Source organism: Pseudoalteromonas ostreae (genome assembly GCF_018069805.1).
GTDB classification, from domain to species: Bacteria; Pseudomonadota; Gammaproteobacteria; order Enterobacterales; family Alteromonadaceae; genus Pseudoalteromonas; species Pseudoalteromonas ostreae.
This window is the reverse complement of sequence record NZ_JAGPYN010000023.1, coordinates 14,392-27,925: the sequence shown is the minus strand read 5'-3', so window position 1 is coordinate 27,925 and position 13,534 is coordinate 14,392. Positions and strand designations below refer to the sequence as shown.

13 protein-coding genes are annotated in these 13,534 nt (G+C 39.8%); 5 read left to right on the top strand and 8 right to left on the bottom strand.

What is annotated here, in order from left to right; all coding sequences use genetic code 11:
- Positions 1–81: 81 nt before the first annotated feature.
- From J7338_RS16495 to zapE, 3 genes are all read right to left on the bottom strand, one after another.
- On the bottom strand, positions 82–1,263 hold the full coding sequence (locus tag J7338_RS16495; RefSeq protein ID WP_210798061.1) for a YaaC family protein: 1,182 nt from the start codon (positions 1,261–1,263) through the stop codon (positions 82–84).
- A gap of 141 nt (positions 1,264–1,404) precedes the next feature.
- Positions 1,405–2,058, bottom strand: a complete 654-nt coding sequence (locus J7338_RS16490; RefSeq protein ID WP_210798060.1) for a hypothetical protein — start codon at positions 2,056–2,058, stop codon at positions 1,405–1,407.
- Between the two features lie 406 nt (positions 2,059–2,464).
- Positions 2,465–3,574 carry a cell division protein ZapE gene (zapE, locus tag J7338_RS16485; RefSeq protein WP_210798059.1) on the bottom strand — a complete coding sequence of 370 codons (1,110 nt, stop codon included), beginning with the start codon at positions 3,572–3,574 and terminating at the stop codon, positions 2,465–2,467.
- Positions 3,575–3,632: 58 nt separating this feature from the next.
- Here zapE and rsuA point away from each other — a divergent pair, with 58 nt between their 5' ends.
- Both rsuA and J7338_RS21060 read left to right on the top strand, forming a co-directional pair.
- Positions 3,633–4,331 carry a 16S rRNA pseudouridine(516) synthase RsuA gene (rsuA, locus tag J7338_RS16480; RefSeq protein WP_210798058.1) on the top strand — a complete coding sequence of 233 codons (699 nt, stop codon included), beginning with the start codon at positions 3,633–3,635 and terminating at the stop codon, positions 4,329–4,331.
- Between the two features lie 115 nt (positions 4,332–4,446).
- Positions 4,447–4,641 (top strand): hypothetical protein, encoded by a 195-nt coding sequence (locus tag J7338_RS21060; RefSeq protein WP_338052476.1) that lies wholly within the window; start codon positions 4,447–4,449, stop codon positions 4,639–4,641.
- A gap of 70 nt (positions 4,642–4,711) precedes the next feature.
- Here J7338_RS21060 and J7338_RS16470 read toward each other — a convergent pair whose 3' ends face one another.
- Positions 4,712–5,485 (bottom strand): YggN family protein, encoded by a 774-nt coding sequence (locus J7338_RS16470; protein WP_210798057.1) that lies wholly within the window; start codon positions 5,483–5,485, stop codon positions 4,712–4,714.
- Positions 5,486–5,589: 104 nt separating this feature from the next.
- The gene (locus tag J7338_RS16465) at positions 5,590–8,019 is read right to left on the bottom strand and encodes a zinc-dependent metalloprotease (protein WP_210798056.1); all 2,430 of its coding nucleotides are present in this window, start codon (positions 8,017–8,019) and stop codon (positions 5,590–5,592) included.
- A gap of 161 nt (positions 8,020–8,180) precedes the next feature.
- On the opposite strand from J7338_RS16465, the gene J7338_RS16460 reads away from it, so the two are divergent.
- Complete coding sequence (locus J7338_RS16460; RefSeq protein ID WP_210798055.1) at positions 8,181–9,149, top strand: class 1 fructose-bisphosphatase; 969 nt, start codon at positions 8,181–8,183, stop codon at positions 9,147–9,149.
- A 157-nt stretch (positions 9,150–9,306) separates the two neighbouring features.
- On the opposite strand, the gene J7338_RS16455 is transcribed toward J7338_RS16460, so the two are convergent.
- The 3 genes from J7338_RS16455 to J7338_RS16445 all read right to left on the bottom strand — a co-directional run bounded on the left by J7338_RS16455 (position 9,307) and on the right by J7338_RS16445 (position 10,502).
- The gene (locus J7338_RS16455; RefSeq protein ID WP_210798054.1) at positions 9,307–9,894 is read right to left on the bottom strand and encodes a Fic/DOC family protein; all 588 of its coding nucleotides are present in this window, start codon (positions 9,892–9,894) and stop codon (positions 9,307–9,309) included.
- Positions 9,884–10,042: a hypothetical protein gene (locus tag J7338_RS16450; protein ID WP_210798053.1), complete on the bottom strand. Its 159-nt coding sequence runs from the start codon at positions 10,040–10,042 to the stop codon at positions 9,884–9,886. The genes J7338_RS16455 and J7338_RS16450 overlap by 11 nt, the downstream gene beginning before the upstream one ends.
- 133 nt (positions 10,043–10,175) lie before the next feature.
- A complete protein-coding gene (locus tag J7338_RS16445) occupies positions 10,176–10,502 on the bottom strand; it encodes a hypothetical protein (RefSeq protein WP_210798052.1) in 327 nt (108 codons plus the stop codon).
- A gap of 57 nt (positions 10,503–10,559) precedes the next feature.
- Between J7338_RS16445 and J7338_RS16440 the strand changes: the two genes are divergently transcribed.
- On the top strand, positions 10,560–10,916 hold the full coding sequence (locus J7338_RS16440) for a DUF5522 domain-containing protein (protein ID WP_210798051.1): 357 nt from the start codon (positions 10,560–10,562) through the stop codon (positions 10,914–10,916).
- Between the two features lie 170 nt (positions 10,917–11,086).
- Complete coding sequence (locus tag J7338_RS16435; protein WP_210798050.1) at positions 11,087–13,525, top strand: TonB-dependent receptor; 2,439 nt, start codon at positions 11,087–11,089, stop codon at positions 13,523–13,525.
- The last annotated feature ends 9 nt before the right edge of the window (positions 13,526–13,534 follow it).

The window sequence follows — 13,534 nt, the reverse complement described above, 5'->3', positions numbered from 1 at the left end:
CTTGGCTAAAATAAGGAACGAAGTGACGAAAGCCAAGCTTTTTGCGTCCTTCGTTGAGGCGCTTGTTAGGTTAGGCTTACTTTATGAGCGAAACCCTGTAATTCGAAATTTATTCCCCGTTATTTCAGAAGAAACTTGATCTATAAACTGTACTATAGATTTCTCAATAAACTCATTTAGAAGCCATGAAGCATCTTTTTCCAAATGAGATTTCAAAACGTTTGGCTGGTACCTAGCTAATTCACTCAAACGATGCATTGCGGCATAAGATAAGACAAGTGGATTACGATTAATTATAGAGTCAGCAGTTAAATCTTTTCGCTTTATATACCAGAGCTCATTTGCACTATAAATATACTGAAGCTCTTTTCGGCGAGCTTTTAAATAATGATTCAGTCTATTTAAGTTGTCTGTATCTGGGTTATTGCGAGCAACATCCCATTTAAATCTCCGCTTATGACGAATTGTATAATTTTCATCATTCTCAGCTATAACTTCCAATTCATATTTTAAGGATTCAAGCCTAGTCAGGGTTGCTTTGTTGGAATGTTCTGGTTCTAATTCAAATTGCATCCATGCTTTGTTTTTAGTTTTGTCCTTAACTATTTTAGGATTCAATATAGGTATAAATAACTCAGTTTGATTAGGATAAGTTACATTGTACGAACGATGTATATACGCCAAATTATAAAACACGTCTTTAAGCGAGTATTCTTCATGGGGTTCATCTTCCGATTGAGGAACAACAGCCTCCTCAAAATATGAACACAACCCAGACAAAACACCTTTGGTCTTAAGCCTAACGAATTCATTTTTTATATTATTATGACCTTTTTCGCTTCGCCCTGAAACTCCATGAGAAAAGTCATAAGGAATATTCTTAATCTCTAAAAGTGCTTTTGACGCATTAAGAAAACAATAGTAAGTGGTCAATGGTTTTGAATTGTTATCTAGTGACTTAGTTGCTTGATAAAAATTCCGTGCTTGTTGCCAATAAAAAATAGCATTTTTGTGCTTTACTGAACCATCTGATTTTTGTTTTAAATAAATCTCAACATACTCCCAAGTAGAGTCAGTTAAGATCGTTTTTGATTTTAGCTCGGGCTCCATTTGAGCGTGGTAAGCGCAAACAGGCCATATACCTATTTTGAGTTGTTCTCTTTTTTTAGCAGGTTTCAAGCTATCTTTGATTTCTTTAATAGCCTTTTCATTTGCGGAAGCTTTATCAGATACTCTTCTAATACGTCCGTTTAGATCAACCACATTGAATCCTTAATGATTAAAAGTTACAACGATATTTAACTTAGTAAGCCTAACGCCTTGCTAAGCGGCAATAAAATAGCTGGCTAAAATTAGCGAGGCACGAGCAAAAGCCAGCTGTTTTTTGTCCGTTTAAGCAACTTGTTAGGCACTTGTGAGCAAAGAGCTTATTTTACTCCAGTTGCTGATAATTAGAGATATACCCGTTGATAAAACGATACTGATTATTGCCCATTTTACAGTCGCTTGTACTCCTGAACGCCCCTCTTCTTGGACTGGACGAATAATGTTTTTATATATGTCTTCATAATTAGAGGATACAGCGCTGACACTTTCAAAATGGTGCCTTATTTCTTTCAAAGGCTTTGCCATTGGAGCAAGCAACTCATTGCCTTTTATATGGCTATCCACTTCGTCTAGCTTTTCTTTAGTTTCACTTATGCTTTTTGATAACAAGCTAGGGTTAAATGTTAGAATTTCAGTGATTCTGGTTTCAAGTGAAGCGCGTTCGGCTTCCAAAGAAGAAACTAAACCCAATATATACTCATGGGTCTTTTGAGTGATACCTGCAATGATTATTGGTGCAAAGCCATCTTCACCGATTTCTTCGTAAGACAGGATACCATTTTCGTTTAACTTATAGAGCAAACTATCAGTTAAGTTGCCATTCGAGATGATTTTACTTAAGTCAGAACCTATATTGGTTTCTTTGAAATCTACGTTCCCTTTACTATCTGCATGCTTTATGAAAGCTAGGATTACAGTTAATTCTTGATGTTTGGTGATTTTGCTATTCATATGCTCTCAATTTTATTGAAACAGATAAGGTGCCTAACAATTTTATAGTGCGCGCGTCGCGCATATTTCTGCCGACTTAACGCTCATTTATCTACCTTATATAGTTTTAACAAATAACCTAAAGCATTACTACCACTAAGTTTTTTTAAAGCTTTAAAGTAAAGTTAAATAGAACAATATGCGCGCGTCGCTCATTTCCATGAATATATGCGCAAAGAGCAGTTTGACGACTCAATTGACTATTATATTTATCCAATCTCAATGACTGACTTTCGCTCATAGCTGTAGTCAGATAAGTCCGAACTTATTTACCAAAACTGCAAAATCAGATATGAGCTACTACAGATAAAGAGAATGCAACTCTCACTTATAAGTAGAGAGTAAAGGTTTATAATTAATAAAGTGACTACCAGTTTTGCATTTCTATTAGCCGAGATTCTGTACGGGCATATTCAAATGCTAACTTTTGACCTTGATATAAATCAGCAATGCCAACCTCGCTACTCAGTATCAATAACTTGCCACGGTCGTAAAATTCATCCACTAAGGCAATAAACCGTCGCGCTTCATCGTCTAGTGTATGTTCTTGTAAATCTTGTTTTTCACGCTGATAGCTATCTTCAATACCATGCACTATTTGCTTACCTGTCGCCGCAGCGCCCATTACTGGTACATTACAGATATATACACGCTGATAGTACTTTGCTAAATGAATATAATCAGCGGTGCTACGCGGGCCTGAGCACAACGCCATAAAATCAAACATAATGGCATTATTGCTGAGCCTTAAACACGCTAGTTTACGCCCGTAAATAGTAATATCAGTTGCTGTTTGTAAGTTATCTGCAAAAGCCAAAAAATCAGCATCCAGTTCAGAGTTAGCCGAGCTGTTAAAATAATGAGTCGCGTGCTTTCCAAAACGAAATCGGTGGTCAACAGAGCCTGTGACATTAATAATATGACAATGCGCTTTAATTAACCCTATGGTGGGTAAAAAGCGCGCACGCTGCAAGCCGTTATAATAAAGCTGCTCAGGTTGACAATTCGACGTAGCAACCAAAACGATGCCTTTGGCAAACAAGGCTTTAAATAACCCAGCCATGATCATAGCATCGCCAATATCAGAGACAAAAAACTCATCAAAACAAATTAGTTTCAGCGTTTCTGACCACTCATTGGCTATTTTATCCAGCGGGTTTTTAACCCCTTGCAACTGTCCTAGGCGAGTATGTACTTGAGCAATAAAATGATGGAAGTGTAAACGTGTTTTTTGTTTAATAGCTACAGTCTCAAAAAACACATCCATTAGCATCGATTTACCCCGTCCAACAGGTCCATACAAATAAATGCCCTGCAAAGATACCGATTTTTGCCACCAATGATGCGGTTTATCAATGGCAATTGCGAGATTGTCTAGTGCATTCACCGCCGCTAATTGGGCATCATCAAATTGCAATTTACCGGTGGCTATTTGCTGTTGATAATATGCTAATATTTGTCCGCTGTGTACTGTCATGCGTTATCACGATCCGTTATACTCGCCGCCATTGTAGTCGACTAGAAGTGTGAACCCAATGAAATTCCCTTGCCGCCTAGATAAATTTATTAGCCATCTAGCAGAAACGCCACGCACCAAAGCGAGGGCAGGAATAAAGCGTAAAGATGCCAGCGTAAATGGCGAGGTGATCAGCGCTTATGATCATCCAATCACAGCAACTGATGACGTATTGTGGCAAGGTAAGCCGCTAGTTTTTTTAGGTAAACGTTATTACATGCTGAATAAACCGGTCGGTTATGTATGCGCTAACAGTGACGAGTTACACCCAACGGTATTTGATTTACTCGATGAACCTAACATGAGTGATTTTCATGTTGCAGGTCGGCTTGATCTCGATACGACTGGACTTGTGATCATTACCAATGATGGCGATTGGTCACATAAAATCACCTCCCCAAAACATAACAAATTTAAGACTTACCTGATTGAAACGCAAGAACCTCTAACGGATGATGCGCTGGAAAAACTTCGCCAAGGAGTGCAATTACACAACGAAAAAGAGCTAACCAGACCCGCAATTGCAGAGCAACTTGCCACATATCGTATGCGTTTGTCGATCTGCGAAGGTAAATATCATCAGGTTAAACGTATGCTCGCTGCAGTCGGTAATAAGGTAGTTGAATTACATAGAGAAAAAGTAGCAAATATCGAGCTTGATGAGACCCTTTCCAGCGGAGAATATCGACTCTTAAGCGCAGCAGAAATTTTACTTTAAATTACCTACAGTGGAAACTTAAGTAAAAGTCACGTCTAATTCCGTTATTATTGTTAATTAAAAGCCGACAAACACGGTAGAAAATCATGGTCATAACAATAATAAGGGGCGCGATGTGCTGTCAGGTTTAGTATTAAGAACTAAAATAATTTTGTTCGCTGGAGCAATGTTTATAGCACTCAATGCAGCCATTGCAGCTAAAGAGCAGCTCGATGCAGGGGAACACACAGCAAGACGCATTGTGACTATCTCTGACACCGCCTCACAGACCGCAGACCTATCGCATCAAGCCCATGCCAAACGGACTTGATAAAAGGACTGACTAGCCATTTAGAAGCTGAAACAGGCAAGTTTAGATCCTAGTAATTGAATTGATTAAGTTAAGATTTAATTTGTACTAAATCAAAATCAGCCATACTTGGTACTATCATTTGTAACCGTGATTCGGTGACATCAAGCGAGTTTAAACATTCACAGTATTCTGAGGCTTTTAACTCTAACTGTTGAGCTTTTTTCTGCAGTGACTTATCGATTTCTTTTGAAATAATATCCATGCGCTGTCCCATGTCATTGATACGATCTTCAATATTACCTTCGCGGGACTTAAATGCATCACCTAGAGAAACTAAAATAGCGCCGAGAGAGCCGTGAACTGCAGAGTGAATTTTTTGACTGATCTCTTCGGTAAAAAAATCATCAATTTTAGATAGTGATTGTGGGGCAATAAAAAAGAAATCATCACCGCGTTTAAATTTATCCATTAAAGCGCGCTCAACATATTGCAGTTGCGTTTTTAGCACTTCCGACTCTTTGTCCGACATACCTTCAACAACTTGCTCTATCGCACTTAAGCCAAGATTAACACCGTCAGTTGCCAACTCTACCAACTCAGGCACCGTATCGCGAATACCCGCGCTAAACTGATTTAACACTAGGGTTTCATCTGACGTTAGATCAATCCAATAGCCACGGATAAATAGTTGATTATCATTATTTATTTGTACGCGGGTTTGGCCCTTATCAACAATACGAATGACATCATCAGTGATGATCAAACCATGCCTTAGCTCTACTTCGCACACGGCTTTAGCGCTGACATTAAGACTTGATAGTGCTATGGACATCGCCAATATCGAACGAGATAAAAACGCCATAAACACCTCAAAAAGACTAAAAATGGAAGGCGGCTAGGTTAACAAAAAACCAGTTTTATGCAAGAGAAACTAGGCCCTAGCTTCTAGAGCCTTGTAGTTAACATTTAAATTGGTGATCCTGGTGGGATTGGTAATGCAGTAAAATTTGTAGGCCAATTGCCGGAAGCTAGAAACTGTTTAATTTGATCGGCTAAGTATTGCTTAAACGCACTTTCACCAACATCAGCACTGCTAAGTAAAGACTCTTGCTGATACGCCTTACTCAGTTTTACTAAGTAATAACGCAACTGAGCTTGCACCTCTGGAGCAACTTTATCACTGGCGACTAAATCAGCAAACTGCTTTGCTGTTAATAACTGCACCCGCTGAGTAATTTTGCCTGCCATGCCTTTTTTACTCTGAATCAAAAACACCTGCTGATAAACTTTTGCAAGCAGTTCATCTAAGCTAAAAAATGCATCACTGCGCGCTTGTTGCTGTGCTAAACGATTTAATCGTTGGCTATTTAGCAATAACGCTAAACTATGTTGTGCAGCCACTTCGGGTAGCGCCATTGCATCTAAGGTTAAGCCAGTGCGGCCAACAATGCTTTCTCGGCTTTTAGATTCGCCATAGGCCTTGGGTGGAATTAGCGCTAACACTGATTCTGGTAATACTAAATTATCAGCATTTAGGGTAGCTAAGATGGCCTTTAAAGCGAGCTGTTGAGTTGCCTTTGCAACAACTTGTGCACCTTTTACCATACCTTGACCACGTACTTCGTAATCATAATCAACACCTGCAATCAGTTTTACAGCAGACTCGACCTGATAACGATGGAATAAATACAGCGGCACCAGCATCTCTTCTAGCTGAGATAGTGACGTTCCTTCTTTGATATTGTTAATACCAAATTTAGCGAGTGCTTGTTGTCTTACGTCAAGCACTCTTAATAGCTCTTCACTTGGCGAACTGCCGTTATCCCATAAATGTGCTGTTGGATGCGCGCCACCTTGCGCTCGTGCATCACTATCAGAAATAAACTCCAGCCCTTTAGCTTGGTTATCCGCTAAAATTGCACTTAGTTCTGTATCTTCATCAAGGTTACGAAAATCACTGTAACCGTACTTTATAACTTGCGTATCCCACTGCCCCATACCTTGTGCATAACCTCGGCTCACATCGAGTTCACCTTGGTCATTAAAGCCCACTAATGGATGTGGGTAGTCCATAACAGACGCACGATCGGCCACCGAGGCTGCAAAATTATGTGCAATCCCAAGTGTGTGACCAATTTCGTGAGCACTGAGCTGGCGAATACGATCAAGTGCCATTGCTTGTAACGTTTTTGCCACTTCATTACCTTTTAAATAAGGCGCTGCAAGTGCTTCAGCAATTAAAATATCTTGGCGCACACGCAGTGAGCCTAATGTAACGTGACCTTTTAAAATCTCACCTGTACGCGGATCGATCACCGAGCTGCCATAAGACCAACCGCGCGTTGCACGATGCACCCACTGGATCACGTTATAACGCACATCCATAGGATCGGCGTTATCTGGTAACACTTTAACAATAAATGCATTTTTATAACCCGCTTGAGAAAACGCATCATCCCACCATTTTGCGCCGTCGAGTAACGCTGTTTTTACTGGCTCTGGTACGCCTGGATCTAAATAATAAATAATCGGCTCAACGGGTTCGCTAATAGGTAAGCTTGGGTCTTTTTTCGCTAGACGATGACGCGGAATATAACGTACCAACATTGATTCACTTAATGGCGCGGCATAATCTTTATGTTCAATACTCCAATAACCTGATTGCGGATGAAACGCACGTGGCGTGTAATTATCATCAGGTAACTGTATTAAAGAGTGATGCATATGCACGGTTAATGCGTAAGGGTCAGCACTGACCTGACGAATATACTCACCCGGTTGAGTGCCATTAAATGTCAGCACAGCTTCAAGTTCAGTATTTTTCATAAACGCTTTTGAGCGATCCATATTTACTGCACTGCGACTTTCATCAAGGCTAAAATTGCCTTGTTTACGTGCAGCAAGCGTTCGACCCACACCATGTACATCGCTCAGTAAATAGGGCGTATAATCAATCAATACAGCTTGCGGGCTTTGTGCAACCACTTTAAAACCCGCTAAAATACTTGATGCAAAGGCTTCTTGAATACTTTTTTGTTCGGCTTTATTGCTGGTATTTGCACGGTAGTAGGTATTAATAGCCCGTAACATCACTTTATCGCCAAAGCGCTCAAACTGTACAAGATGCGTATTGCCTAACTGGCCGCGATCAAGGCCAATATCGTTAGAGCCGACACCATAAGGCAAGCTTTGCTGTAATAAAAATTGCTGCTTGAGTTTATCAACTTTTAAATAAATTTTACCGTTTTGAGTGTCGTAATAAAAAGAAAAGTAGCCCGGAAAATGATTCATTTTTTCAGTAAAATCATTAATAGACTTAATTGCTGCGTGCGCTTGGGTTATCATAGTTAGCAACACAGTAAAGAATATGTAACGTATCAATGGTATTTTTTGCATAATTTTATCTTTGTTATTCGCGTTTTAAATACGGTTAAGGTGTATCCAGTATAGGAGTTTGCACCTAAAATACAGTTATTTAAGACGAAATTCAGCGCTTGCTGTGATGATCCCTCTCACCCTATGATTATCATGGCCCATAACGTTATCAGGAAAATAGAATGCGTAGACTACCTCCGGTATTACTTGAAGACGGTTGCCCTAGAGAGTTAATCTCATTGATCAGAACGATTTTAGCGGCCTGTAAAGAAATTTCATTCCGCGTCGGCCAAGGAGCCTTGTCCGGTGTGCTCGGTTCAACGCTTGATGAAAACATTCAAGGCGAAACACAAAAGAAACTCGATGTTCTGACCAACCAACTACTTAAAGATATTTTACTGGAGTCAGGCTACGTAAAAGCGATAGCCTCTGAAGAAGAAGACTACACAGTAGCTGGCAACCCGAATGCAGAATATATCGTCGCCTTTGACCCTCTTGATGGCTCATCAAATACCGATATCAATTCACTGGTTGGTACTATTTTCTCAGTAATGAAAGCGCCTGAAGGCTCAGATCCTGCAGATCAAAGTATCTTTATGCAGCCAGGTAAAAGCCAAGTCGCTGCGGGATATGTATTATATGGCCCATCTACAGTGCTTGCATTAACGACCGGCAAAGGTACACGTTTCTTCACGCTAGATAAAACACACGGCAGCTTCTTACTCACTCAAGATTTTGCCCAAGTACCAGAAGAGACCAACGAATACGCCATCAATGCGTCAAATCAACGCCATTGGCAGCCTGCGATGCAAAACTACATAAATGACTTAATCGCTGGCGAAACAGGCCCACGAGCGCGTAACTTTAACATGCGCTGGATTGCCGCCATGGTCGGTGATGTTCATCGCGTATTATGTCGCGGTGGTATTTTTACCTACCCAACCGACACTAAAGATCCAAACAAACCAAATAAACTACGCCTACTTTATGAAGCAAACCCAATGGCGATGTTAATCGAGCAAGCCGGCGGCATCGCCTCAACTGGCACAGAACGTATTATGGATATTCAACCCGACGCCATCCACCAGCGCGTAGCGGTGATTTTAGGTTCGAAAAACGAAGTAGAAACCTGCTTGGGATATCATAAGTAATAGACTGTAAGCTGTAAAATTTTAAGCCGCGCTTGTTAAATCAAACACGGCTTTTTTATTTATAAATAGAAAACATCTTACCAGCTGACAAAATAGTTTTTCGTATCGACTAACGATACATTATTTTAGGAAGCAAAGATTTTTTAAGTCAGAAATTCTATAAAATAGCATCATTAAAGATTTTATTTAATTCGCGAATATCACCTAAGTAGCCGTTAACGTTAGCCTCAATCCATTGCTCCTTTGAAATGTTAGGCCAATTAACATTCATTCCTAGGTGAAAAAATAGCTCTTCAAAGAAAAAGCGCTGCACTCTTCCATTACCCTCTCTAAATGGGTGGATAATGTTTAATTCACAGAAAATATCAGTTATTTCACTCAACAACTCATCTTGCGAAATGATGTTTTCTAATGCTTGAATACGAGTAAACTGCTTTTGTGATTCCGCTTCGATTCTAGAGCAAGTACAAAATCGAGTATCACCTTTAGCAATATCAACGACTCTAATCTGACCTGCCCAATCATAAATATCTTGGAATAGCTGCCAATGAAGGTGCTTTAAATGATTTAAACTGAAATCTTTTATGGTAGTGATTTTTGATGAATATTCTTTATATCTTGTGGCTGTAAATGCAAGCTCTGCTTCCCCAAGATCAGTGGCTTTGGTAATGTTTAATTTATTTTTTAAAATATCAGAGTTAGGGTAGCAATAACTATCATTACTAACCCCATACTTATCGCGCATATTTCAGCTTTAATTCACGGATAGTTTTATCTTGATTTTCTTTCTTGAAAACTAAACCTTCGTAGCTTGAGCTGACCACAAAATTACTCATTTTAGGAGCAAAAACACGTGAGTTTTTCGCTTTGCCTTTTACCGCTGTATTCGACATATGACCTCCAAAGTAAGGTTATAATTATAGCCTACTCGCAGGTACTATTCCACATAGATAACATACCTAGCAATTATTAAAATGCCCCATTTCAACACTGGGACGTTTATGGCTTGCTACTTAAAGCTGACGGCTAAATTCTCAACAATCCAATTAGCTTCGTAACTTTACTCTTATCAAGCTCGCCCATTTGTTCGCTGTTGCTGAGGGCATAGATAACCCCTTCGACGGCGCTATAGTCGATGTCGGTTCTAGATTCTATAACATTCGCCCACAACTCCAGATCGTCTAAATCAATCTCATCTGCTTGGCAGCGAGTGAGCACATCAAGAACAGTTGCGAGCGTTAATGTGTAAGCAGGGCTTTGCTCATCACTTGTTGTTGAAACAATAATACTTATGGCTTCGTCTTTGTGTTTACCAAAAGTGACGAATTCTGCTAACGCTTGTGCTCTGTTCATTTTTAATTATCTGTTATCCTGTAACTGACTATTTCATTGAAGATTAAAATATATCTAATGACTATTTTAGCCTGCTCGCAATGCCAAGCTACTCTTAACTGCAATGTTGATGATATCAATGCCTGTTGGTGCAATGAGCTGCCTGCTATTTTACCGCTTGATAGCACAACCACCAGCTGTTTATGCAGAGATTGTACGTTGACTAAAATCAATCTATTTTTAAATACCCTCTATAAACGCCCTCTCAAAGAACAACTTGCTTTCGCAAAATCTTTTCACAGTAACGATAATTTAATCGAACACCTCGATTATGAAATGCAAAATAGTTATATGGTATTCAGTCGTTGGTTTTTCTTAAAGCGCGGAAAGTGCTGTAAAAACAACTGTAAAAACTGCCCTTACAAAAATATTTAGATACTTATTCAAAATAATGGCATAAAAACACAAATAAAGCATAACCAAAAGAATAAAAATACATTACACTTGGATATAAATTCACTAAACATCCAATGTGTTTTGTTTAAATAATCAACTCAGCTTGATTTTTAAGCATAAAATCACTGTAACTTATTCGGAAAATGAACATGAATACCTTTAGGCCAGCGCTTCTTGCATCAGCTGTTTCTGCTATTTTATTTAATAGCCATCACCTTGCTGCGCAGTCAACAACCCAAGCAGAAAAAGCAATTGAAACAATTCAAATTACCGCGACTCGTCGTGCGGGCTCAGTGCAAGAGGCACCACTTAATATTACCGCCCTTGATGGTGATGTGATCAAAGATCAAAACATTGGTGATCTTGAAGATGTGGCACGCTGGGTGCCAGGTTTAACTATTTCTGATCAAGGTGGCCGTGAAGGTTCACCGATTATTGTCCGTGGCTTAAATACCAATACTTCAGATCGTATTTCTGATGGTGGCACAGTTGCCACTTACGTGGGTGAGATCCCACTTAATATTGATTTACGTTTAACAGACGTAGATCGTGTTGAAGTGCTTATCGGTCCACAAGGTACATTATACGGAGCGGGAACATTAGGTGGTGCAATTCGTTACTTATTAAAGCAACCGCAGCTTGATATTACCGAAGGGCAAGTCACTGGTGATGTGTTTAGCTTAAACGAAAGTGACGGCACTGGCGGTGAGTTTGGTTTAGTATTTAATACGCCGTTAATTGATGATGTATTGGCAATCCGCGCTAGCGTCAATTACTACACCAACCCAGGTTATATCGATTATAACTTCGTAGTACAAAACCCAGGCCTATCAAACCCAAATCCTGATTTTACCAACCCACAAGATGTCAGCGCTAACTTGCGCAGTGTCAGTGACGTAAATGATGAAAAAATTACTACAGGCCGTGTGTCACTGCGTTGGCAAGCCAACGAAGCTGTTGAGGCAACACTAAACTATTTTTATCAAAAACAAGAAAATGGCGGTAATTCTACATCGCAATATAATTCATTAAGTGACAGCAGCGGCCTACAGGGCATGGTGGGTCAATACGAAAATGCCGCGCGGATACTTGAGCCAGGTGAAGAAGAAAACGACTTATTAAGCTTGGAAATTAAAGCGGATCTAGGCTTTGCAGAATTAGTATCTGCCTCTGGATGGTCAAGCTACGAGCAATCAGGGCAACGTGACCAAACTGACCTGCTTTACGATATATATTCAGGCTACGCTGAATTTCCAGCATTTGTAGCGCAAACACGGGATACATCCAAACGTGATAATTTCACTCAAGAAATTCGCTTAGTGTCTAACTCTGATAGTGCCTTCAACTGGATTGTGGGTGGTTATTACAACAAGCTTGAAAGCCATGTTAATGACCGTGAATACACACCCGGTTTAACTGAGTTCTGGGGGGATGAAATCCCAAACATAGAAACTGACCTTGAGTATATTTTATTAACTAATTCAGAAACCACAGAGAAAGCATTATTTGGTGAGATAAGTTATAGCTTTACTGAAAAGTTGAATGTAACGCTTGGTGCACGCATGTATGAATATGACATTTCATCTGATATTGGTTCAGCCACACCACTTTATGTTGAAGATGAAAACTACATTTCATCGCTGAATAAAATTGAATTCTCGAATATAAAAACCAATGATAGCGGTAGCCTGTTTAAGTTTAACGCAAACTATACTTTTGATTCTGGTGTGCTTGCTTATTTTACCGTAAGTGAAGGCTTCAGAATTGGCGGTGACAATGGCATTCCTCTTTGCCCAGATGTACTTCCTGAACAACAAGTTATTTGTACATTGCCAAATGAGCAAGATTATAAACCAGATACCACAGTAAACTATGAACTTGGTTTTAAATCGAGCTGGTTTAAAAACCGCTTACACTTTAACGCGGCATTGTTTAATGTTGATTGGAAGGATGCGCAAGTTGGTTCTTCAACAGTTAATGGTCAGGAGCTTATAACTTCGAACGCTGGTTCAGCGAATTCAAAAGGCGTAGAAATTTCATCTCGCGCTATAATTGCTGATAACTGGACGGCCTACGCGACTTACGCCTATGCAAAAGCTCAGCTAACTGAAAATGTGCCAATTTTATTTGGCGAGTTAGATGAAACGTATGCCCAGTATCAAGCATACTACAATGGTGCCGATGGAGACCGCCTACCAGGCGCACCTGAGCATCAGCTTTCGTTTGGCCTGCGTTATGAACAAGATGTACTAGACGATAAACTACTAAGCATTAACTACGGTATGACCGCGCAAAGTGACGTGATCACTAAAGTTGGCTTAAAAGCCGATGGTGAAACACTTGCAGGCTATGCCTTGAGTAACTTATCAGCCAAGCTAACGGGTGATATGTGGTCTGCCACTATTTATGTTGATAATTTATTCGATAAGTATGCCTTTACTTCGGTACGCCGTGATAAATCATGGGCAGGTATGGCTAAATATGATGAACTCAATAAAGACCTGCCTGAACTACAACGTGTGTATGGTCACTACACTACAACACCGCGTACTATCGGCATGAAGTTTACGTATAACTTTGAACTGTAATAACGGTTA